Genomic DNA, 22,193 nt, shown 5'->3' with positions numbered 1-22,193 from the left:
CGTCCGCGCACCGACCCGGGAGTGTGCGGAGCACCCCCGCCGGCCGTCAGGGAGCGGTCACCACGTGAGCAGCTACCACCTGAGCGGGGACACCGGCCGGCGCCGGTCCGGGGCCGGCCGGGCCGCGCCCCGGCGCCGGACCACCACGACGATCTCCCCGCAGGGCACGCCGAACCGGCGCAACACGGAGCTGGCCCTGCTGGTCTTCGCCGTCCTGCTGCCGATGCTCGCGTACGCCAACGTCGGCCTCGCGATGGACGCCGCGCTGCCCGCCGGCGTGCTCGGCTACGGGCTCGGCATGGGCGCGCTGGCGCTGGTCGCGCACCTGCTGGTGCGCCGCTTCGCACCGTACGCGGACCCGCTGATGCTGCCCGTCGCCACCCTGCTGAACGGGCTCGGCGTGGTGATGATCTGGCGGCTGGACAAGGCCGGGAAGCTGCTCAGCGCCAACCTGCCGGCGGCCCGGAACCAGCTGATGTGGTCGGCCCTCGGGGTGGCGCTGTTCATCGCCGTCATGGTCTTCCTGAAGGACCACCGGGTGCTGCAGCGCTACACCTACATCTCGATGGTGGGGGCGCTGGTCCTGCTCGCCGCGCCGGCCTTCTTCCCGGCCCGGGCGGAGGACTTCGGCGCCAAGATCTGGATCCGGCTGGGCGGGTTCTCCATCCAGCCCGGCGAGTTCGCGAAGATCGTCCTGACCGTCTTCTTCGCCGGCTACCTGATGGTCAAGCGGGACGCCCTGGCACTGGCCAGCCGCCGCTTCATGGGCCTGTACCTGCCGCGCGGCCGCGACCTCGGCCCGATCGTGGTGATCTGGCTGCTCAGCCTGCTGATCCTGGTCTTCGAGAACGACCTCGGCACGTCCTTCCTGTTCTTCGGCCTGTTCGTGGTGATGCTGTACGTCGCCACCGAGCGGACCAGCTGGATCCTGTTCGGCCTGCTGATGTCGGTCGGCGGCGCGATCGCGGTGGCGATGACCACCAGCCACGTGAAGATCCGCATCAACGCCTGGCTCGACCCGATGGCCGCCTTCGGCGCCCACCCGCCGAAGGGCGCCACCGAGCAGATCGGCCAGTCGCTGATGGCCCTCGGCTCCGGCGGGGTGACCGGCTCCGGCCTCGGCCAGGGCCGCTCCTGGCTGATCAACTTCGCCGCCAAGAGCGACTTCATCCTGGGCTCCTTCGGCGAGGAGCTGGGACTCACCGGCCTGATGGCGATCTTCCTGCTGTACGGGCTGCTGGTGCAGCGCGGGCTGCGCACCGCGCTGGCCGCCCGCGACCCGTTCGGCAAGCTGTTCGCGGTCGGCCTGGCCTCGGCGATGGCCCTGCAGGTCTTCGTCGTGGCCGGCGGGGTCACCGGGCTGATCCCGCTGACCGGTATGACCATGCCGTTCCTCGCCCAGGGCGGGTCGTCCGTGGTCGCCAACTGGGCGCTGGTCGCGATCCTGCTGAAGATCAGCGACAGCGCCCGCCGCCCCGGGGCCGAACCGGCCCCCGTCACCGAGGGCCAGGGAGGACCCGTCCGATGAACAAGCCGATCCGCCGGGTCTCGATCTTCTGCCTGGTCCTGATCCTGGCCCTGATGGTGCGCAGCAACTGGGTGCAGGGCGTCCAGGCCGACTCCTGGGCCAACAACAAGAACAACAAGCGCGCGATCTACGACCGCTACGCCCACCCGCGCGGCAACATCATCGTCAGCGGCCAGCCGGTGACGAAGTCCGACTTCGTGAACGGCCTGCGCTACAAGTACAAGCGCTCCTGGGTCGACGGCCCGATGTGGGCCCCGGTGACCGGCTACTCCTCCCAGGCCTACGGCGCCAACGGGCTGGAGAACCTGGAGGACGGCATCCTCTCCGGCACCGACGACCGGCTGTTCTTCCGCAACACCCTGGACATGCTGACCGGCGAGCAGAAGCGCGGCGGCGACGTCGTCACGACCATCAACGCCAAGGTCCAGAAGGCCGCCTACGACGGCATGGCCGGCAAGAAGGGCGCGGTCGTCGCGCTCGACCCGAAGACCGGCGCGATCCTGGCGCTGGTCTCCACCCCGTCCTACGACCCGGGCACCATCGCGGGCAACGAGGACGGCGACGCCTGGAAGGCGCTCAACGCCGACCCCAACAAGCCGATGGACAACCGGGCGCTGAAGTACACCTATCCGCCCGGTTCGACCTTCAAGCTGGTCACCGCGACCGCCGCGTTCGAGAACGGCGTGTTCCAGAACGTCGACGACGCCACGGAGACCCCGGACCCGTACGTCCTGCCGGGCACCCAGACCCAGCTGAAGAACGAGAGCCCGGACGAGAAGTGCGAGAACGCCACGCTCAAGCGGGCCATGGACCAGTCCTGCAACACCGTCTACGCCAAGATCGGCGCTGACCTGGGCAAGGACAAGATGCGGGCGCAGGCCGAGAAGTTCGGCTTCAACAGCACCGTCGACACCCCGGTCCGGGCCGAGAAGAGCATCTTCCCGAGCAGCGCCGGCGCGGACGGCACCGCGATGGACTCGATCGGCCAGCACGACACCCGGGCCACCCCGCTGCAGATGGCGATGGTCGCCGCCGCGATCGCCAACAACGGCAGCCTGATGCAGCCCTACCTGGTCGACTCCGAGCGCTCCGCCTCGCTGACCACCATCTCCAAGCACACCGAGAAGCAGTTCTCCCAGGCGATGAGCCCGGCCACCGCGTCGAAGATGCAGGACCTGATGGTCTCGGTGGTGCAGAACGGCACCGGCAAGAACGCCCAGATCCCCGGCCTGCAGGTCGGCGGCAAGACCGGCACCGCCCAGCACGGCGAGAACAACGCGGGCCTGCCGTTCGCCTGGTTCGTGTCCTGGGCCAAGACCGCGGACGGCCAGTCGGTCGCGGTCGCCGTGGTGGTCGAGGACGGCTCCGACAACCGCGACGGCATCAGCGGCGGGCGGCTCGCCGCCCCGATCGCCAAGGCGGTGATGCAGTCCGCGCTCGGCAAGTGACCGCCGGTGTCGGGAGTGAGGGGAATGTCACGATCGGCACCTCCGTCCGGATACCGGTCTGATATCGGCCGACCGCCGACTCCGGTTGGACGTGGTGCGACCGGTAGCGTATCCGCCAGCAGCGGGTGTGCCCGTTGCCGCCCGCGATGCGGCGCACGGCCCGGCCGGAGAACCGGCCGAGGGCCGCGCGGCGTCACCCAGAGCGTGCGGGGACACCTACGTCACAACCTCACCGGCGGGTGAGGGAGAGGGTCGGAACTATGGAAGAGCCTCGTCGCCTCGGCGGCAGGTACGAGCTCGGCGGCGTCCTCGGGCGCGGCGGCATGGCCGAGGTGTACCTCGCCCATGACACCCGACTCGGCCGCTCCGTCGCAGTGAAGACGCTCCGGGCCGACATGGCCCGTGACCCGTCGTTCCAAGCCCGCTTCCGCCGCGAGGCGCAGTCGGCGGCATCGCTCAACCACCCCGCGATCGTCGCCGTGTACGACACCGGCGAGGACTACATCGACGGCATCTCCATCCCGTACATCGTGATGGAGTACGTCGAGGGGTCGACCCTGCGCGAGCTGCTGCACTCCGGCCGCCGGCTGCTGCCGGAGCGGGCCCTGGAGATGACCATCGGCATCCTGCAGGCCCTGGAGTACTCGCACCGGGCCGGCATCGTGCACCGCGACATCAAGCCGGCCAACGTGATGCTGACCCGGCAGGGCAACGTCAAGGTCATGGACTTCGGCATCGCCCGCGCGATGGGCGACACCGGGATGACCATGACGCAGACCTCGGCCGTCATCGGCACCGCCCAGTACCTCTCCCCCGAGCAGGCCCGCGGCGACCAGGTCGACGCCCGCTCCGACCTCTACTCCACCGGCTGCCTGCTCTACGAGCTGCTGACCGTCCGCCCGCCGTTCATCGGCGACTCCCCGGTCGCGGTGGCCTACCAGCACGTCCGGGAGGAGCCGCAGCCGCCGTCCGTCTTCGACCCCGAGGTGCGCCCCGAGGTCGACGCGATCGTGCTCAAGGCGCTCGCCAAGGACCGCGACTACCGCTACCAGAGCGCCGACGAGATGCGCGACGACATCGAGCGCTTCCTCGACGGCCTCCCGGTGGCCGCCGCCCAGCAGGCCGCCGCGTACGGCATGGGCGCCGGCTACGGCTACGACCAGAACGGCTACCCGCAGCAGCACGACCCGTACGGCCAGACCAACGTGCTGCCGCAGCAGCCCGGCGGCGGCCCGACCACCGTGCTGCCGCAGGCCTCCGCGCAGGGCGGCTACCAGGACGACGGCTACGGCCAGACCTACGCGGGCGGCCCGGGCGGCAACGACGGCTACGACGACGGGGGCCGCGCCGGCCGCCGTGGCGCGGACCAGCCGAAGAAGAGCAACACCTCCTGGATCGTGCTGGCGGTGGCCGCCGTGCTCGTCCTGGTCGGCACCTTCTTCGTCGCCCAGGCGATGTTCAGCAACAGCGACAAGAAGGACGCCGCGAAGGTGACCGCGCCGAACCTGGTCGGCAAGAGCCTCGCGGACGCCAAGACCGCCGCCGCGGCGGCCGGGTCCAAGCTGACGGTGACCGAGGGCGAGAAGATCGCCTGCCCGGACGCCAACGTCAAGAAGGACCAGGTCTGCACCCAGAACCCGGCGGCCAGCACCCAGGTCGCCGAGAACGCCGCCATCACGGTGCAGCTCTCCTCCGGCCCGGCCAAGCTGCAGATGCCGACGGTGACCGGAAAGCCCAAGGACCAGGCCACGAAGGCCCTGAGCGACCTCGGCTTCACCAACGTCACCACCGAGTACAAGGACGACGACACCGCCGCCCAGGACACCGTCACCGCCCAGGACCCGGCGGCCGGCGCCAACGCCGACCCGAGCGCCCCGGTCAAGCTGACCGTCTCTCAGGGCAAGGCCAAGCAGACCGTGCCGAACGTGGTCGGCGCCCAGAAGGACGACGCGACGAACCAGCTGCAGGGCCTCGGCTTCCAGGTGGACGCGTCGAAGACCACCACGACCAACGACCAGACCAAGGTCAACACCGTCGCCTCGCAGTCGGTCGCGCCGAACACCAAGGCCCCGGCCAACACCAAGATCAGCCTGACGATCTACAAGGCCGCGGACAAGCCCCAGGTCCCGCCGCTGCAGAACCAGAAGCTGTCGGACGCCGCCGCCGCGCTGGCCAAGGTCGGCCTGCTGTACACCGTGGTCGCCGGCCCGCAGGACCCGAACGCGGTGGTCGTGCAGAGCAACCCGCCGGCCGGCACGCAGATGGACCCGAACTCCCAGGTCCAGCTGGTCACCCGCCCGGCCGATCCGGCCAAAGGGGGGGACCCCTTCACACCCCCCGGCAAAACCAACAACTAAGCCCTTGTTCCCCTGGTTCTGAGGCGAGTCGAACGCCCGAGGGCCCGTCGCGACGGTTGCGACGGGCCCTCGGGCGTTCCTGCGTTCGTACGTCCCTGCGGTGCGCGGCCGTTCAGGAGTGCCGCAGCTCGGGCGGCGGGGTGCGCTTGGCGTCCACGTCGTCCACCCGCACCAGGCTGCCCCAGACGGCCATCCGGTACCGCGAGGTGTAGACCGGCGTGCAGGTGGTCAGGGTGATGTACCGGCCGGGGGCGGCGTAGCCGGAGCGGGCCGGCACCGGCGCGACGATGCCGGTGTCGTACTTGGACGTCTCCGACAGGGTGTTGTCGACCTTGTAGACGTACCACTTGTCCCTGGTCTCGACGACGATCGGGTCGCCCTTGTGGACGGCGTCCAGGTCGTGGAACTTGGCACCGTGGCCGTCCCGGTGCGCGGCCAGCGCGAAGTTGCCGCTCTGGTCCCAGGGCATCGCGGCCTGGTACGGCTGCTCGTAGACGCCCGCGACGCCCTCGTCCAGCACCTCGGTGGACGTGCCCATCCGGATCAGCACCTGGTAGTCGTCGCCCAACGCCGGGACGTGCAGGAAGCCGACGTCGTCCCCGACCGCGAACCGCCGCGGCGCGGGCGACCCGCCGGGGGACGGCGTCGCGCCGGGGCCGGTCGGGGAGGCGGCGCCCGGGCTCGCCCAGGCGTCGCGCAGCTTGTCCGCGGCGGCCGAGGCCGAGCGGTCGGCCTGCACGTTGGTCCACCACAGCGAGTAGGTCACGAACAGGCCGAGGACCAGGCCGAGGGTGATCAGCAGTTCGCCGAAGACGCCGAGCGCGGCCAGCGCCGGGCTGCGCCGCCGGGCGCGCGGCGGCGCCTCCTCGGGCGGGGGGAAGGCCTCCCGGCCCGGCCCCTCCGGTTCCGCGGTCCCGTCGTCCTGCATCAGCGGTCCTCCCCCTCGTACCGGGCGGCCGTGCGGCTACCCGCCCGTGATCGCGGCCGGCTTGCCTTGGTTGCGCGGCCGTTCGTCGATCATCTTCCCAAAGACGATGAGCCGGAACTTGGAGGTGAACTCCGGGGTGCAGGTGGTCAGCGTGATGTACCGGCCGGGCCCGGTGTACCCCGAGCCGTTCGGCACCGGCTTGATCACGCTCACGTTGCTGGGCGGGGTCTCCGGGATGCCGCTGGTGATCTCGTACGTGTAGTACGCGGAGGCGGTCTCCACCACGACCTTGTCGCCCTTTTCGAGCTTGTTGATGTACCGGAACGGCTCGCCGTGGGTGTTGCGGTGCGCGGCCAGCGCGAAGTTTCCCGCCTTGTCGGCCGGCATGCCGGTGCCGGTGTAGTGCCCGACCAGCCCGTTGTCGAGCACCGCGGACTTCGAAGTCCCTTCCGCGATCGGGAACTTGAGCCCCAGTTTGGGCAGGTAGATGATGGCGAAGCCCTTGCCCGGAGCGAACACCTCGGGCTTGTTCGGGTCGGGCGCCGGCTGCCCGGGCGCGGCGGGGCCCTGGGCGGCGTCGAACTGCTGCTCCAGCTGGTCGCGGGCGCTGCTCGCGGCCTCGTTCGCCTGCACGTTCGTCCACCAGAGCTGGTACGCGACGAACAGCAGCATCACCACGCCGAGCGTGATGCACAGCTCGCCGACGAACCGGGCGGCCACCACGACCACCGACTCCTTGGGCCGCGCCCGCCCGGCGGCCCGGCCGCCCGCCCGGCGCCGGCCGCCGCCCGAGCGCACGGCGGTGCGGCCCTGGGCGGCCCGCCTGCGCTCGGCCCGGCCGCCGGTGGGCGGGGCGGGCTCGGCGGCGGACCCGGCGCCCTCCGCCGGGAGCCGCAGCTGGAGCGTGTGGTCGGGCAGCCAGGGGTACTCGGGGCCGCCCTCGGCGGGCTGCTCGGCCTGCTCGTACACCCCCCAGGCGTCCTCGACCGGCGCCGGCCCGGCCGGCTGCGCGCCGTACGGGTCCTGCCCGTGCGGCGTCTGGGCCTGCGGAACCTGGGCCTGCGGGGCCTGGAGGTGCGCCGGGCGCCCGTACGGCTCCCGGCCGTACGGGTCCTGCGCGTACTGGTGCTGGTCGTACCCGTCGCGGCCGTGCTGCCCGTGCTGCGCACCGCCGTGCCGCGGGGCGGCGCCGTACGCGTCCGCCTCCGGCTGGTAACGCCCCTCCGGACGCAGCGCGGTCACGCCGCTCAGCCCCGGCCGATCACCGGGGCGAGCCCGGCCGACCGCTCGACGGCCCGTGCGTCGCCGCAGTCCGCGAGCCAGTTGGCGAGCATCCGGTGGCCGCCCTCGGTGAGCACCGACTCGGGGTGGAACTGCACGCCCTCGACGGGCAGTTCACGGTGCCTCAGGCCCATGATCACGCCGCTCTCGACGGTCCGGGCGGTGACCACCAGCTCGTCCGGCACGGTGGCCGGGTCGACCGCCAGCGAGTGGTAGCGGGTCGCGGTCAGCGGCGAGGGCAGGCCGGCGAACACCCCGCCGTCCTCGTGCTCGACCAGCGAGGTCTTGCCGTGCAGCAGCTCCGGCGCCCGGCCGACCACCGCGCCGTACGCGACCGCGATCGACTGCAGACCGAGGCAGACGCCGAACACCGGCAGCCCGATCCGGGCGCAGTGGTGCACCATCTCGACGCAGACGCCCGCCTCCTCCGGCGACCCGGGGCCGGGCGAGAGCAGCACGCCGTCGAAGCCCTGCTCCCCCGCACGGCGGACGGCGTGGTCGACGGTCACCTCGTCGTTGCGCACGACCTCGCAGGTGGCGCCGAGCTGGTACAGGTACTGGACCAGGTTGAAGACGAAGCTGTCGTAGTTGTCCACCACCAGGATGCGGGGCGGGGTCGACTGGGTGGTCATGCGCGCGTGGTCTCCGTGGGATGCGGTACTGGGTGGGAGTGCGGGCCCGCCGGCTCAGCCGGCCGCGGCGCCGTCGCCGCCGTCCACTGTGACGTCACCGAAGGGGAGGAGCGGTTCCGCCCACGGGAAGACGTAAGTGAAGAGGAGGTAGACGATCCCCAGGATCAGGAGCAGCGAGATGGCGGCCCGGACCAGGGTGTTCCCCGGCAGGTGACGCCAGATCCAGCCGTACATGGTGCTCCCTCGAGGTAGCGGACTGGGGTCAAGAGTAGACCCGGGATCAACAGCCGCGAGGCCGGTCCGCTACGGCCGCCCGCCCGTCGAGCGCAGCTCGGTGGTGCCGGAGTAACCGGGAAGGGTGAGCTCGCCGCTCTCCTGGACCTTCCAGCCCAGCCCGTACGCCTGGACGTACTGCTGGTAGTTGCGGATCGTCGGGTCCGCCTCGACGGCGGCCCGCAGCGCGTCCGTCCTCCCGACCGCCTTGACCACGTACGGCGGGGAGTAGACCCGGCCCTGGAGCAGCAGGGTGTTGCCGACGCAGCGGACGGCGCTGGTGGAGATCAGCCGCTGGTCCATCACCTGGACGCCCTCGGCGCCGCCGCGCCACATCGCGTTGACCACGGCCTGGATGTCCTGCTGGTGGATGACCAGGTCGTTGACGCCGGGCTCGGGGACACCGGGGATGCGCGCGGTGGCGTTCGGCGGGGCGTCGTTGAGGGTGACGGTCAGGCCCTCGCCCTTCAGCGGCTCCAGGGCCGCGCCGAGCCGCAGGCCGTCCAGCTGGGCGGTGTCGGCGGGGCTGTGGGCCTGCTGGTCGGTGAGCTCCTGCGCCCGGGCCTGGAGGTCGGCCAGCTGGGACTGCGCCTGCTGGTTCTGCGAGCTGCGCTGGCGGATCACGTCGCCGAGGCTCAGGAGGGAGTTGTCGGTGCGCAGGTCGGTGCCGCGGGCGGTCTGCGCGCTGACGTAGAAGAGCAGACCGGCGAGCGCGAAGACGGCGCAGGTCAGGGCACGTCCGACATTTCGGATGCCGGGGCGGCGGGTACCGGCCGGTCCAGGGGGAATCGACAAATTAGTCACCGTACCCTTATCTCCTCGGGACCCGCCGAGCCACTACGCTAACGGACGCCGGTGGCGCGCGCGGGAACGGTCCCCAGGGACCGCCCCCGGAGCCGCCGGCGACCGACTCACCCGCTGCACCTCTGCGCGGTCTCACAGCGCATCGACAGGAGATCCCCTCGTGCCGAAGTCTCGACTCCGCAAGAAGTCCGACTACACCCCGCCGACGACGGCGGCGGTGAAGATCAGCTCGGGCCGCGGTTGGGTCGCGCCGCTGATGCTGGCACTGTTCCTGATCGGCCTGGTGTGGATCGTCACCTACTACGTGACCAGCGGCTCGTACCCGGTCGAGGGCTGGCGGAACTGGAACATCCTGGTCGGCTTCGGCTTCATCGCCGCCGGCTTCGGCGTCTCCACCCAGTGGAAGTGACGCTCCTCCCGTACTGAGGCTCCCCGCCGAGCCCGTACCGCCGCTCCGGAACCGCCCGACCCGGAGCGGCGGTTCGTCGTGCCCGGGTACGGCCGGGACTCCGGTCTGCTTTTCCCACCGTCACACCATCGTGTTTATCCACATGGTTATCCACACTGGGGAAAAGTCTCCCCAGCCTGTGGATAACTTTCCCGGCCGCGGCTTTCCGCGGCTGTGCACAACCGCCGGAGCACGCGAAATCCGCACAGCTGGACACGCGTAGAACACCAGTCCGCAACCCGGGCGGCGCACAGCCTGTGCACAACCCCGCACCCGTTGTGGACAACCGCCGGGGCGTCACCCGCCGTACAGACCCATCCCGGTCAGCAGCAGCCCGGCCTCCACGGCCAGCGCCCCCGCCAGTGCCAGCCCCTGGACCAGTCCCCGGCGCTCCCGCGGGGCGTACATCAGGCCGCACGCCACCAGCGCGCCCATCACCAGCCCGCCGAGGTGCGCCCGCCAGTCGATGACGTCCGTGCGCGAGAACGTGACCACCGCGTTGAAGACCAGCAGCGCCAGCACCGGGCCGAGCGGCCCCCTGGTCCGCAGCTGCAGCACGACCTGGGCGCCGATCAGGCCGAAGATCGCGCCGGAGGCCCCCAGCGAGTTCAGCCAGTCGCCGTCCACCAGGAAGGCGAACACGCTGCCGCCGAGGCCGGCCAGCAGGTAGAGCGCCAGGAAGCGCAGCCGGCCGAGCGCCTGCTCCAGCGCCGGGCCGAGCACCAGCAGGGCCAGCATGTTGGTGCCGATGTGCCACCACTCCAGGTGCAGGAAGGTGGCGGTCAGCAGCCGGTACCACTGGTCCGGGCCGTCCGCGATGCCCTCCGGGCCGCCGCGCAGCGCCCCGACGCTGTACAGCGACCAGACCTGCGCCAGCTTCGGCTGCAGCACGTACGCGGCCAGCACCCAGACCACCAGGTTGATCCCGACCAGCAGCTTGGTGACCAGCGCGCCGTCCGCGGTCGGCACCCCGCCGAACCGGGTGGTCGCCCGCCGGGCACCGGAGTGCCCCGCGCCGACGCACTCCGGGCACTGGAAGCCCACCGCGGCGGGCACCATGCACCGCGGGCAGACCGGGCGCTCGCAGCGGGTGCAGGAGACCCCGGTCGCCGTCTCCGGGTGCCGGTGGCACCGGGGCAGCCCGGCCTCCGGGCCGGTCGCCGGGGTCCGATCCTCCGGACGCATCAGCCGTTCCCCTTCCCTGCGGGAGCCGCCAGCCTACTGCGGCGGCACGGCGCCCGGGCGGGCTTCGCCCGTCGCGTACGGACCACTCCGGAATGCCGGTGGACAAATCTGGATGCATGATCAGCATTCAGGTGGATATGTGCATAAAGGACGCCACCCAGGAGGAGAGAACCCGTGACGCTCACGCACACGGCCCGCGAGACGGCCACCAGGACCAGGGACACCGCCGCGCAGTTCGCGGACGACGCCAGGCAACGCCTCGGCCCCGCCCTGGACGCCCTCGGACCGAAGGCCGGCCAGGCCGCCCACGCGCTCCGCGTCCAGTACGACAAACATCTCGCCCCACAGCTCGGCCACGCCTTCGCCGGGCTGCCGCCGGAGGCCCAGCAGAACGCCCTGAAGGCCTTCCACCGGGCCCAGGAGGCCGCCCTGGCGGCCCGGCTGTCCGCCGGCCGCGCCGCGGACCAGGCGCGCACCACGGTGGCGCCCTGGGTCCTCCAGGCCGTCGAGGACGCCCGGGCAGCCGTCGCCCCGGTCGCCCAGGAGGCGCAGAGCCGGGGCGCCGCCGCGCTGACCGCCCTGCAGGGCAACGTCAGCTCCGCCGAGATCAGCGGCCTCGCCGCCCGCAACGCCCGCAAGCCGTGCTGCCGCCGCGGCTGGGCCGCCGGACTCGCGGTGGCGGGGGCGCTCACGGTCGGCGGCGTGGTGGCCTGGCAGTGGTGGCGCCGGCACAGCAACCCGGAGTGGCTGGTCGAACCGCCCGCCCCGCAGGCCCCCCGGCCGGCCGGCTCGCACGCCGCCACCGCCCCGGTGAACGGCGCCTCGGAACCCGCGGCCACGGCGGAGGCCACCGCCCCGGAGCCGGACGACGAGGAGCCCCCGAAGCCCGAGTGACCGGGCGGCCGGCCCCGGAAACGACGAGAGCGGCCGACCCGGAGGTTTCCGGGTCAGCCGCTCATCGCGTGCTGTGGAGCATAGGAGACTCGAACTCCTGACATCTGCCTTGCAAAGGCAGCGCTCTACCAACTGAGCTAATGCCCCTTGACGGCACGGCGCGTGCCGACGGGCACTAGCGTACCGGGTTCCGGCGCGATTCCCCGCGCCGTCCCCTGGAGGAGAACCGGCCGGTCCGGTCGTTCGACCGGGCCGACCGGATCGGGAGGCGCGGTCCGCGCCTCCGAAGATCGTCGATCGTCAGATCGTCCGGGGTCAGCGACCGGCCGGAACCGGGTCGGTGGCCTCGGTCCACAGGTCCTGCTCGGCGCGGTCCGCCTGGACCTGACGGTAGACAAAGAAGCCGCCGAGGGCGACCAGGGCGACCAGGAGGAGCTTCTTCACCGCGGGACCTCGTCCTTCTTGCGTTGGTGGACTCAGGAGCCGGTGCTCCGGCCGGATCGACCGGGCCGACGAGTCCAGATGTGTTTCGAGCTCGAATGGGCGGCCGGATACCGGGCTGCCCTTGCGGCCGATGATACACACCGGTGTCCCAATCGTGACCAGCCACCGGGGAGGTCAATCCGGCGGCCCGGCCCGAGGATTGACGCCGTACCTCGTCAGAGGCCGTCCCGGTCCGCCGCGGGAACGCCGAAGGGCCCGGAGTCGATGACTCCGGGCCCTTCGGGGCGGTGGGCCTAACAGGACTTGAACCTGTGGCCTCTTCCTTATCAGGGAAGCGCTCTAACCGTCTGAGCTATAGGCCCTCGTCGCTGAGAACAGAGATTACCGGAAGATTCGCCCCGCGCTCGCATCCGCCCCGGCGGGGGAGCCGCCGGGGCGGCGACCGGACGGCGGAACCGCAGGTGGCGGCGCGGACGCGAATCCGGACGCCCACCCGGGCGGGAACGCCGAAGGGCCCGGAGTCGATGACTCCGGGCCCTTCGCGGTGGTGGGCCTAACAGGACTTGAACCTGTGGCCTCTTCCTTATCAGGGAAGCGCTCTAACCGTCTGAGCTATAGGCCCTTGCCGCACTGAAAGATTAGCGGACCGACGGCCGATCCCCCAAATCCGTATCGGCGGGCGCTCCCCGCGGGGCCCGCGGCTCAGACCCCGCTGACCGGCTGCGGGGCCCCGGCGGCCGGGCGCGGGCGCAGCAGCCACTCCTCCCGGGTCGACGGCAGGCCGGCCGGGCCCTCCGCGGTGCCGCGGACGGCGAGGATCTGGTTCACCCCGATCCGGTTCTGCTCGAAGGCGAGCGCGGAGGCGGCCATGTACAGCCGCCAGACCCGGGCCCGGCCGCGGCCGACCAGCCGGACGGCGTCCGTCCAGTGCGCCTCCAGGTTGGCCACCCACTCGCGCAGGGTCAGCCCGTAGTGCTCGCGCAGCGACTCGACGTCCCGCACCTCGAAGCCGGCCTCCTCCAGCCGGGACACGGTGGAACCGACGGGCGACAGTTCGCCGTCCGGGAAGACGTAGCGGTCGATGAAGAGGCTGGGGCGGTGCGGCTCACCGGGGTGGTCGGGGCGGCGGGCGATCTGGTGGTTGAGCAGCCGGCCGCCGGGCACCAGCAGCCGGTGCAGGCCCTCGGCGTAGATCCGGTACTGCTCGGAGCCGACGTGCTCGGCCATCCCGATGCTGGAGATCGCGTCGAACGGGCCGTCGGTGGTCTCCCGGTAGTCCTGCAGCCGGACCTCGACCCGGTCGGCCAGGTCGGCCTCCTCGATCCGGCGGCGGGCCAGCGCGACCTGCTCCGAGGAGATCGAGACCCCGACCGCGGTGACGCCGTAGTGCTCCGCCGCGTGCAGCAGCAGCGAGCCCCAGCCGCAGCCGACGTCGAGCAGGCGCATCCCGGGCCGCAGGCCGAGCTTGCGGCAGACGAGGTCGAGCTTGGCCTCCTGGGCGGCCTCCAGGCTCTTCGCCGCCGGCGTCCAGTAGGCGCACGAGTAGACCATCGAGGGGCCGAGCACGAGGCCGTAGAAGTCGTTCCCGACGTCGTAGTGGTGGCTGATGGCGGCGCGGTCCCGGCTGCGGCTGTGCAGCCCGCCACGGGCCTTCACGACCTCCTCCGGGGGCGGGGCCGGCTCCGGGCCCACCGCCCCGACCCGCAGCGCGACGGACAGCGCCCGGCGGCCGGCGGCGCCGAGCAGGCCGCGCGGGCCGAGGTCCAGCGTGCGGATCTGCGGCAGGTCGGAGAACCGGCCGACCACCGACAGCAGTTCGTACAGGTCGCCGCCGGGGGCGACGTCGAGGTCCCCCGCGACGTAGCCGCGGGCCAGGCCCAGCTCGCCCGGCTGCCAGAGCAGGCGGCGCACCGCCCGGCGGTTGCGCAGCACGAGGGTGGGCGCCCCGGGCGGCCCGGCGGTGCTGCCGTCCCAGGCCTGCACGCGCAGCGGAACGGGAATCCCCAGTAGCCCGTCCAGGGCCTCGACCAGTTGACCTGCGAGCTTCGCCACCGCGCGCCTCCGTCCAGCCGTCCTGCGGAACGTCACCTCACCCGGTCGGGCGGACCGGGGGCGGCCTGCGGCACTCCCAGGAGCGGAACGGGCGGCGTCCAGCTTGTCCCACCGCGGGCGGCCCGCTTCCGGGCGGCGCGCCGCGGCCGGCCGGCTGTCACCCGAATGCCGACGGGCCCCGCGGGCTGCAACAGCCTGCGGGGCCCGGGAATTCCGTGCGTGGACGGACGGTTGACCGGCGGTCAGATCGCGACCGGGGTCACTCCTCCTCGGCGAGGGTCAGCTCGATGCCGCCGGTGAAGCCGGCCGCGGCGTTGTAGATGAACGCCGAGAGGGTGGACAGCGCGGTCAGCAGGACGATGTCGACCACGGCGATCAGCGTGGTGAACAGCATGACCTTGCCGAAGCCGATGTAGTCCATCAGGTTGATGGCGCTGGAGGCGTTCTCCGCGCCGCCGCCGGTGACGTCCTTCATCGTCTTGGTCAGCGAGTCGAAGACGCCGAGCGAGTCCAGCGTCATCCACAGCACCGCCGCGGCGACGATGATGATGATCCCGACCGCGACCGCCAGCAGGAAGCTGACCTTCATCACGGACCACGGGTCGATCTTGGTCACCCGCAGGCGGGCCTTGCGGGTCCGGCCGAGGCCGCCGGCGGTCGGGGGGCTGCCGGCCGGGCGGCGGGCCGCCCCGGGGACCGGAGTGCCGCCGGCCGGGGTGTTGCCACCCGTCCGGGTGCCCCGGGCCGGGGTCGGCTGGCCCTTGGTGTACGTGGTCGGCTGCGAGAAGCCGCCCGAGCCGGCGGCCGGGCCGCCCGGCTGCGCCGGAGTCTGGCCGCCGTAGGTCTGACCCGCTCCGCCGACCGGTGGCATCAGCGAGGTGGACGCGGCCGAGTGCTCGGTCGGCGGCTGCGGCACGCCGTACGAACCCCCGCCCTGCGCGCCCGGACGGCCGCCGGAGGGTCCTCCCGCAGCACCCGTGGCTCCACTCACCTGGTCCTCCCGCACTTCCCACCAGGGCGGCGCCCTGGTCCGTCACTCGTCATCCAGCGCCCGGCGGGATTGCCCGGAACTGGTCGGCGCGCCGGCGCCGCCGCGCCCCTTCTCTGGACGCGACGGCACCGGTCCGCGGTTCGGTTCAGACCTCGGCGTCGCCGCCGACCGCCGTCCCCGTTCCCTCGGCCGTCTCGGTGGACTCGGTGCCAGTGACCTCGTCCTCCGCCGTCTCCTCGTCCTCGGCCTCGGCGTTGCGGGCCATGCCGACGACCGCATCGCGCTTTCCGAGGTTGATCAGTTGGACGCCCATGGTGTCACGTCCGGTTTCACGAACCTCGGAAACCCTCGTGCGGATCACCCCACCCGAGAGGGTGATCGCCATGATCTCGTCGGTGTCGTCGACCACCAGGGCGCCGACCAGCGAGCCCCGGCCCTCCACGATCTTCGCCGCCTTGGTGCCGTAGCCGCCGCGTCCCTGGACACGGTACTCGTCCACCGCGGTCCGCTTGGCGTACCCGCCGTCAGTGGCGGTGAAGACGTACGTCCCCGGACGGACGACGTTCATCGAGAGCAGCTCGTCGTCCTCGCGGAACGCCATGCCCTTGACGCCGGAGGTGGCGCGGCCGGTGGGGCGCAGTGCGTCGTCGGTCGCGGTGAAGCGGATCGACTGGGCCTTCTTGGAGACCAGCAGCAGGTCGTCCTCGGAGGAGACCAGCTCGGCGCCGATCAGCTCGTCGTCCCGGCCCTCCTCGTCCTGGCGCAGGTTGATGGCGATCAGGCCGCCGGAGCGCGGGGAGTCGTAGTCCTTCAGCGGGGACTTCTTCACCAGGCCGGCCCGGGTGGCGAGGACCAGGTACGGCTTGTCCTCGTAGGTGCGGACGGCCATCACCTGGGCGATGTGCTCCTCCGGCTGGAAGGCCAGCAGGTTGGCGACGTGCTGGCCGCGGGCGTCGCGGCCGGCGTCCGGCAGCTCGTAGCCCTTGGCCCGGTAGACCCGGCCCTTGTTGGTGAAGAACAGGATCCAGTTGTGGGTCGTCGTCACGAAGAAGTGGTCGACGATGTCGTCCTGCTTGAGCTGGGCGCCGCGCACGCCCTTGCCGCCGCGCTTCTGCGAGCGGTAGAGGTCGGAACGGGTCCGCTTGACGTAGCCGCCACGGGTGATCGTGACGACGATGTCCTCCTCGGCGATGAGGTCCTCGATGGAGAGGTCGCCGTCCGAGGGGATCAGGGTCGAGCGGCGCTCGTCGCCGTACTTCTCGACGATCGCGGCGAGCTCCTCGGAGATGATCTCGCGCTGGCGGGTCGGCGAGGCGAGGATCGCGTTGTACTCGTCGATCTTGCGCTGCAGCTCGTCGTGCTCGTCGGTGATCCGCTGGCGCTCCAGGGCGGCCAGGCGGCGCAGCTGCATCTCCAGGATCGCGTTGGCCTGCAGCTCGTCGATGTCGAGCAGGCCCATCAGGCCGCTGCGGGCGGCGTCGGCGCTGGCCGAGGCCCGGATCAGCGCGATGACCTCGTCGATCAGGTCCAGGGCCTTGAGCAGGGCGCGCAGGATGTGGGCGCGCTCCTCGGCCTTGCGCAGGCGGAAGGTGGTGCGCCGGACGATGACCTCGACCTGGTGGTTGACCCAGTGCCGGATGAAGGCGTCCAGCGACAGGGTGCGCGGCACGCCGTCGACCAGGGCCAGCATGTTGGCGCCGAAGTTGGTCTGCAGCTCGGTGTGCTTGTACAGGTTGTTGAGCACGACCTTGGCGACCGCGTCGCGCTTGAGCACGACGACCAGGCGGGTGCCGGTGCGGGACGAGGACTCGTCGCGGACGTCGGCGATGCCGGCGATCTTGCCGTCCTTGACCAGGTCGGCGATCTTCAGCGCGAGGTTGTCCGGGTTGACCTGGTACGGCAGCTCGGTGATGACCAGGCACTGGCGGCCCTGGATCTCCTCGACCTCGACCACGGCCCGCATGGTGACCGAGCCGCGGCCGGTGCGGAAGTAGTCGTCGATGCCGCGGCGGCCGACGATCAGCGCGCCGGTGGGGAAGTCGGGGCCCTTGATCCGCTCGATCAGGGCCTCCAGCAGCTCCTCGTTGGAGGCCTCCGGGTTCTCCAGGTACCAGAGCGCGCCGGTGGCGACCTCGCGGAGGTTGTGCGGCGGGATGTTGGTGGCCATGCCGACCGCGATGCCGGTGGCGCCGTTGACCAGCAGGTTGGGGATGCGGGCCGGGAGGACGGTCGGCTCCTGCGAGCGGCCGTCGTAGTTGGGCGCGAAGTCGACGGTCTCCTCGTCGATGTCGCGCATCATCTCCATGGCCAGCGGCATCAGCTTGCACTCGGTGTAGCGCATGGCCGCGGCCGGGTCGTTGCCCGGGGAGCCGAAGTTGCCGTTGCCGTCCACCAGCGGCATCCGCAGCGACCACGGCTGGGCCAGGCGGACCACGGTGTCGTAGATCGAGGTGTCACCGTGCGGGTGGTAGTTGCCCATCACGTCGCCGACGACGCGGGCGCACTTGTAGTAGCCCTTCTCGGGGCGGTACCCGCCGTCGTACATCGCGTAGAGCACGCGGCGGTGCACCGGCTTGAGGCCGTCGCGGACCTCGGGCAGCGCACGGCTGACGATGACGCTCATCGCGTAGTCGAGGTACGAGCGCTGCATCTCGGTCTCGAGCTCGACCGGCTCGATCCGCATCGTCGCCTGGGCGGTGGCCTCGGCGGCCTCGGGGGTCTCGGGCTGTTCGCCGTCGGGACGGTTGTCGTCGACCACTGGTGGTCAGTTTCCTTTCACGCGGACTGGTACGTGCGGGGCCTGGGGTGCAGGCGCGTCACACGTCCAGGAAGCGGACGTCCTTGGCGTTGCGCTGGATGAAGGAGCGGCGGGCCTCGACGTCCTCGCCCATCAGCACGGAGAACAGCTCGTCGGCGCGGGCGGCGTCCTCCAGGGTGACCTGGAGCAGCAGCCGGTGCTCGGCGTCCATGGTGGTGACCCGGAGCTCCTCGGCGTTCATCTCGCCGAGACCCTTGAAGCGCTGGATCGCGTCGTCCTTGGGGAGCCGGCGCCCGGCCTCGACCCCGGCGGCGATCAGCGCGTCGCGCTCGCGGTCGGAGTAGGCGTACTCGAAGTCGTCCTTGCCCCACTTGATCTTGTACAGCGGCGGCATGGCGAGGTAGACGTACCCGGACTCGACCAGCGGCCGCATGAAGCGGAACAGCAGGGTGAGCAGCAGGGTGCGGATATGCTGACCGTCGACGTCGGCGTCGGCCATCAGCACGATCTTGTGGTACCGCAGCTTGGACTCGTCGTAGTCCTCCTGGATGCCGCAGCCGAAGGCCGAGATCAGCGCCTGGACCTCGGTGTTCTGCAGCACCTTGTCGATCCGGGCCTTCTCGACGTTCAGGATCTTGCCGCGGATCGGCAGGATGGCCTGGGTGCGCGGGTCGCGGCCCTGCTTGGCCGAGCCGCCGGCGGAGTCACCCTCGACGATGAAGATCTCGCACTCGGACGGGTCCTTGGACTGGCAGTCCGAGAGCTTGCCCGGCAGCGAGGCGGACTCCAACAGGCCCTTGCGGCGGGTCAGGTCGCGGGCCTTGCGGGCGGCGACGCGCGCGGTGGCGGCCTGGATGGACTTGCGGATGATGTCCGCGGCCTCGTTGGGGTTGCGGTCCAGCCAGTCGTTGAGCTGCTCGTGGACGACCTTCTGGACGAAGGTCTTCGCCTCGGTGTTGCCGAGCTTGTCCTTGGTCTGGCCCTCGAACTGCGGCTCGCCGAGCTTGACCGAGATGATCGCGGTCAGGCCCTCGCGGATGTCCTCGCCGGAGAGGTTGTCGTCCTTCTCGCGGAGCAGCTTCTTGTCCCGCGCGTAGCGGTTGACCAGACCGGTCAGCGCCGCGCGGAAGCCCTCCTCGTGGGTGCCGCCGCCGTGGGTGTGGATGGTGTTGGCGAAGCTGTAGACCCCCTCGGTGTAGGAGGAGTTCCACTGCATCGCGACCTCCACCGAGATCGCCTTGTCCTTGTCCTCCGCCTCGAAGTCGATGACCGAGGGGTGGATGACCTCGCCCTTGCGGGAGTTGAGGTGGGCGACGAAGTCGGCGATGCCGCCGTCGTACTTGTACGTGACGGTGAGCGGCTTGCCGTCCTCGTCCACGTGCTCGGGGCGCTCGTCGGTCAGCGAGATCGACAGGCCCTTGTTGAGGAAGGCCATCTCCTGGAAGCGCCGGGAGAGCGTCTCGAAGGAGTAGACGGTGGTCTCGAAGATGTCCGGGTCGGCCCAGAAGGTGACGCTGGTGCCGGTCCGCTCGGTGGCCTCGTTCTTGACCAGCGACGCGGTCGGCGCGCCCATCTTGTAGTCCTGCGTCCAGCGGTGGCCGTCGGTGTGGATCTCCACCGCGAGCCTGGTGGAGAGCGCGTTCACCACCGAGACGCCGACGCCGTGCAGACCGCCGGAGACCGCGTACCCGCCGCCGCCGAACTTGCCGCCCGCGTGCAGCACGGTGAGCACGACCTCGACGGCCGGCTTCTCCTGCCCGGGGACGATGCCGACCGGGATGCCACGTCCGTTGTCGACCACCCGCACGCCGCCGTCCGGCAGGATCGTGACGTCGATGGTGTCGGCGTGCCCGGCCATGGCCTCGTCGACGGAGTTGTCCACGACCTCCTGCACCAGGTGGTGCAGGCCACGCTCACCGGTCGAGCCGATGTACATGCCGGGACGCTTGCGGACGGCGTCGAGGCCCTCCAGCACCTGGATGTTGCTGGCGTTGTAGGACTTCTCGCCCTGGTCGGTCTGGTCTGGGGTCTGGCTGGGGTTGCCGGAATCGGCCACGAAGCGCCCTCTCTGGCACAGCACGGGCCGCAACCCCGCCCCCACGGGCGAGCGTGCGACCACGGCGTTTCGACTCGGTTGCCACTAGCAACAGTGTTTGCCCTTCAGTCTACCGGTAGGACTGACAGAGATGGGCGTTTGGCAGCCCTTGAAGGCAGATACGCCGCCCTGAATCCCCTCTGCACATGTCCCGATACTCGACCGGGGGGCCCAGAGCGCCTGGAAGGGCTGTCAGGGGTTCCGGAGGATTCGGATCCGTTCCGGGCGCGGCCGGCGCCGGTCAGCCCCAGGTGTCGCCGGGGCCCTTGCTCCCCGGCGCGCGCAGCCGGCCGTAGCCGCGGGCGGGCGCGGCCGGGCCGAGCACCTTGATGGTCCGGACCGTGCCGTGGCCCAGCTCGTGATTCAAACGCGCAACCAACTGCCGCGCCAGCCAGCGCAGTTGGGTGGCCCAGGCGGTGGAGTCGCACTGCACGGTGAGCACCGCGGCGGCGTCGTCGTAGGAAGAGGGGTGGCAGTGCGCGGCGATGTCCGGGCCGACGATCTGCGGCCAGCGGCCCATCACCCCGCCGACCGCCGCCGAGGACTCCCAGCCGCGCTCGGTCAGCAGCCGGTTCAGCGCCGTGCCCAGCGGAACGGGGTCACGGCCGTCCGAGCGGGCGCCGCTGCGCAGGCCGTACCGCTTCGCCTCGCGCTTCTGCTGGACCTGCTCGCCGCGCTGCTTGGCCTGGGCGCGGGCCGCCCGCAGCGCCGAACGGGCGAGGTCGGCGCCGGTCGGCTCGCCGCCGGGCCGGGGACCGGAGGAGGAGGACCCAGCCTCTGCCGGCTCGCTCACGGCGATCTCCTTTCCCCAGCCTGTGGACAACGCTGAGCGATCCAGCGTACGGGAGCGCACGCGCGACGGGCCGCCGGGTGCGCCCGGCGGCGAAGGGGTGGGGGACGGCTCAGGCGTCGACGCGGCGGACGGCGCCGTCCGCGACCGCGAACCGGGCGCCGGCCAGCGCCTTGGGCACGTCCTCCGCGACGGCGGCCGTCACCAGCACCTGCTCGCCGTCCGCGACCAGCTCGGCCAGCCGGTCCCGGCGGGCCGCGTCCAGCTCGGCGAACACGTCGTCCAGGACCAGCACCGGCTCGCCGCCGTCCGCGCGCAGCAGCTCGTACGAGGCCAGCCGCAGCGCCAATGCGTACGACCACGACTCGCCGTGGCTGGCGTAGCCCTTGGCGGGCAGCGGCCCGAGTTTGAGCACCAGCTCGTCGCGGTGCGGGCCGACCAGGGTGAGGCCGCGCTCGACCTCCTGCTTGCGGGCGGCCTGCAGGGCGCCGAGCAGCTGCTCCTCGGCCTGCTCGCGGCTGGTCGGCAGCTCGGCTCCCTCGAAGGAGCTGCGGTACTCCAGGGTGGTCTCGCCGCCGCCGGGGGCCAGTTGCCCGTACGCGGCCGAGACGAGTGGCTGCAGGGCGGCCACCAGCTGGATCCGGAAGGCCGTCAACTCGGCTCCGGCGCGGGCCAGATGGCCGTCCCAGACCTCCAGGGTGGACAGATCGGCGCCCTTGCCGCCGCCGGCCCGGCGGGCCATCGCGGCGGTCTTCAGCAGGGCGTTGCGCTGCTTGAGCACCCGCTCGTAGTCCTGCCGGACCCCGGCCAGCCGCGGCGCCCGGGCGGTCAGCAGCTCGTCCAGGAAGCGGCGGCGTTCACCGGGATCGCCCTTGACCAGGCTGAGGTCCTCGGGGGCGAACAGCACGGTGCGCAGCAGGCCCAGCACGTCGCGCGGGCGGACGTTGTCGGAGCGGTTGATCCGGGCCCGGTTGGCCTTGCCCGCGGTGAGCTCCAGCTCGATCAGGGTGGCGCGGCCGCGGTCCACCACCGAGGTGCGGATCACCGCCCGCTCGGCGCCCAGGCGGATCAGCGGGGCGTCGGTGGCGACCCGGTGGCTGCCCAGGGTGGCGACGTAGCCGATCGCCTCGACGAGGTTGGTCTTGCCCTGGCCGTTGGGCCCGACGAAGGCCGTCACGCCCGGGTCGAGGGGAACCTCGGCCCGGGCGTACGACCGGAAGTCGGCGAGCGACAGATGCGCGACGTGCATGGCTGTGGACTGCGCTCGCCTTCTATCAACAGGGCT

18 protein-coding genes and 3 tRNA genes are annotated in these 22,193 nt (G+C 71.7%); 5 read left to right on the top strand and 16 right to left on the bottom strand.

From position 1 onward, the window contains the following. Positions 1–151: 151 nt before the first annotated feature. The 3 genes from ACPC54_RS04305 (at position 152) to pknB (ending at position 5,333) form a co-directional block, all read left to right on the top strand. Positions 152–1,528 carry an FtsW/RodA/SpoVE family cell cycle protein gene (locus ACPC54_RS04305; RefSeq protein ID WP_498961553.1) on the top strand — a complete coding sequence of 459 codons (1,377 nt, stop codon included), beginning with the start codon at positions 152–154 and terminating at the stop codon, positions 1,526–1,528. Next, complete coding sequence (locus tag ACPC54_RS04300) at positions 1,525–2,976, top strand: peptidoglycan D,D-transpeptidase FtsI family protein (protein ID WP_498961013.1); 1,452 nt, start codon at positions 1,525–1,527, stop codon at positions 2,974–2,976. The genes ACPC54_RS04305 and ACPC54_RS04300 overlap by 4 nt, the downstream gene beginning before the upstream one ends. Positions 2,977–3,236: 260 nt before the next feature. Continuing rightward, entirely contained in the window at positions 3,237–5,333 is a 2,097-nt protein-coding gene (gene pknB / locus ACPC54_RS04295) for a Stk1 family PASTA domain-containing Ser/Thr kinase (RefSeq protein WP_498961011.1), read from the top strand. A 112-nt stretch (positions 5,334–5,445) separates the two neighbouring features. Here the strand turns inward: pknB and ACPC54_RS04290 are convergent, their stop codons facing one another. The 5 genes from ACPC54_RS04290 to ACPC54_RS04270 all read right to left on the bottom strand — a co-directional run bounded on the left by ACPC54_RS04290 (position 5,446) and on the right by ACPC54_RS04270 (position 9,242). Continuing rightward, entirely contained in the window at positions 5,446–6,261 is an 816-nt protein-coding gene (locus ACPC54_RS04290) for a class E sortase (RefSeq protein ID WP_498961009.1), read from the bottom strand. Between the two features lie 36 nt (positions 6,262–6,297). Next, positions 6,298–7,503, bottom strand: coding sequence for a class E sortase (locus ACPC54_RS04285; protein WP_498961007.1), 1,206 nt, complete (start codon positions 7,501–7,503; stop codon positions 6,298–6,300). 5 nt (positions 7,504–7,508) lie between these two features. Next, positions 7,509–8,174: an aminodeoxychorismate/anthranilate synthase component II gene (locus ACPC54_RS04280; RefSeq protein ID WP_498961004.1), complete on the bottom strand. Its 666-nt coding sequence runs from the start codon at positions 8,172–8,174 to the stop codon at positions 7,509–7,511. A 54-nt stretch (positions 8,175–8,228) separates the two neighbouring features. After that, positions 8,229–8,408: a hypothetical protein gene (locus tag ACPC54_RS04275; RefSeq protein WP_498961002.1), complete on the bottom strand. Its 180-nt coding sequence runs from the start codon at positions 8,406–8,408 to the stop codon at positions 8,229–8,231. 69 nt (positions 8,409–8,477) lie between these two features. Continuing rightward, positions 8,478–9,242: a DUF881 domain-containing protein gene (locus ACPC54_RS04270; protein WP_498961000.1), complete on the bottom strand. Its 765-nt coding sequence runs from the start codon at positions 9,240–9,242 to the stop codon at positions 8,478–8,480. A gap of 169 nt (positions 9,243–9,411) precedes the next feature. On the opposite strand from ACPC54_RS04270, the gene crgA reads away from it, so the two are divergent. Beyond that, positions 9,412–9,660, top strand: coding sequence for a cell division protein CrgA (crgA, locus tag ACPC54_RS04265; RefSeq protein ID WP_097236921.1), 249 nt, complete (start codon positions 9,412–9,414; stop codon positions 9,658–9,660). Positions 9,661–9,996: 336 nt separating this feature from the next. On the opposite strand, the gene ACPC54_RS04260 is transcribed toward crgA, so the two are convergent. Next, positions 9,997–10,884 carry a rhomboid family intramembrane serine protease gene (locus ACPC54_RS04260; protein WP_498960998.1) on the bottom strand — a complete coding sequence of 296 codons (888 nt, stop codon included), beginning with the start codon at positions 10,882–10,884 and terminating at the stop codon, positions 9,997–9,999. Positions 10,885–11,058: 174 nt separating this feature from the next. Here ACPC54_RS04260 and ACPC54_RS04255 point away from each other — a divergent pair, with 174 nt between their 5' ends. Then, entirely contained in the window at positions 11,059–11,778 is a 720-nt protein-coding gene (locus tag ACPC54_RS04255) for a DUF5324 family protein (protein ID WP_498960996.1), read from the top strand. 74 nt (positions 11,779–11,852) lie between these two features. On the opposite strand, the gene ACPC54_RS04250 is transcribed toward ACPC54_RS04255, so the two are convergent. From ACPC54_RS04250 to recF, 10 genes are all read right to left on the bottom strand, one after another. Continuing rightward, positions 11,853–11,925, bottom strand: a tRNA-Ala gene (locus tag ACPC54_RS04250). A 168-nt stretch (positions 11,926–12,093) separates the two neighbouring features. Then, positions 12,094–12,222: a DLW-39 family protein gene (locus tag ACPC54_RS04245; protein WP_014137031.1), complete on the bottom strand. Its 129-nt coding sequence runs from the start codon at positions 12,220–12,222 to the stop codon at positions 12,094–12,096. A gap of 288 nt (positions 12,223–12,510) precedes the next feature. Continuing rightward, a tRNA-Ile gene (locus ACPC54_RS04240) sits at positions 12,511–12,584 on the bottom strand. Positions 12,585–12,767: 183 nt separating this feature from the next. Further along, positions 12,768–12,844: transfer RNA gene (locus ACPC54_RS04235), tRNA-Ile, on the bottom strand. Between the two features lie 80 nt (positions 12,845–12,924). Next, positions 12,925–14,274 carry a class I SAM-dependent methyltransferase gene (locus ACPC54_RS04230; protein ID WP_498960993.1) on the bottom strand — a complete coding sequence of 450 codons (1,350 nt, stop codon included), beginning with the start codon at positions 14,272–14,274 and terminating at the stop codon, positions 12,925–12,927. Positions 14,275–14,533: 259 nt separating this feature from the next. Next, on the bottom strand, positions 14,534–15,190 hold the full coding sequence (locus ACPC54_RS04225) for a DUF3566 domain-containing protein (RefSeq protein WP_498960991.1): 657 nt from the start codon (positions 15,188–15,190) through the stop codon (positions 14,534–14,536). A 220-nt stretch (positions 15,191–15,410) separates the two neighbouring features. Then, a complete protein-coding gene (gene gyrA, locus ACPC54_RS04220; RefSeq protein WP_498961551.1) occupies positions 15,411–17,948 on the bottom strand; it encodes a DNA gyrase subunit A in 2,538 nt (845 codons plus the stop codon). Positions 17,949–18,081: 133 nt separating this feature from the next. Then, the gene (gyrB, locus tag ACPC54_RS04215) at positions 18,082–20,103 is read right to left on the bottom strand and encodes a DNA topoisomerase (ATP-hydrolyzing) subunit B (RefSeq protein ID WP_498960990.1); all 2,022 of its coding nucleotides are present in this window, start codon (positions 20,101–20,103) and stop codon (positions 18,082–18,084) included. 256 nt (positions 20,104–20,359) lie between these two features. Beyond that, a complete protein-coding gene (locus tag ACPC54_RS04210) occupies positions 20,360–20,911 on the bottom strand; it encodes a DciA family protein (RefSeq protein ID WP_498960988.1) in 552 nt (183 codons plus the stop codon). Between the two features lie 109 nt (positions 20,912–21,020). Further along, positions 21,021–22,157 carry a DNA replication/repair protein RecF gene (gene recF / locus ACPC54_RS04205; RefSeq protein WP_498960986.1) on the bottom strand — a complete coding sequence of 379 codons (1,137 nt, stop codon included), beginning with the start codon at positions 22,155–22,157 and terminating at the stop codon, positions 21,021–21,023. Positions 22,158–22,193: the final 36 nt, after the last annotated feature.

This window comes from Kitasatospora sp. NPDC094028 (assembly GCF_049543595.1).
In the GTDB taxonomy this organism is placed as follows: domain Bacteria; phylum Actinomycetota; class Actinomycetes; order Streptomycetales; family Streptomycetaceae; genus Kitasatospora.
The sequence above is the reverse complement of the archived record's forward strand: the minus strand, read 5'-3'. Positions and strand labels throughout refer to the sequence as shown.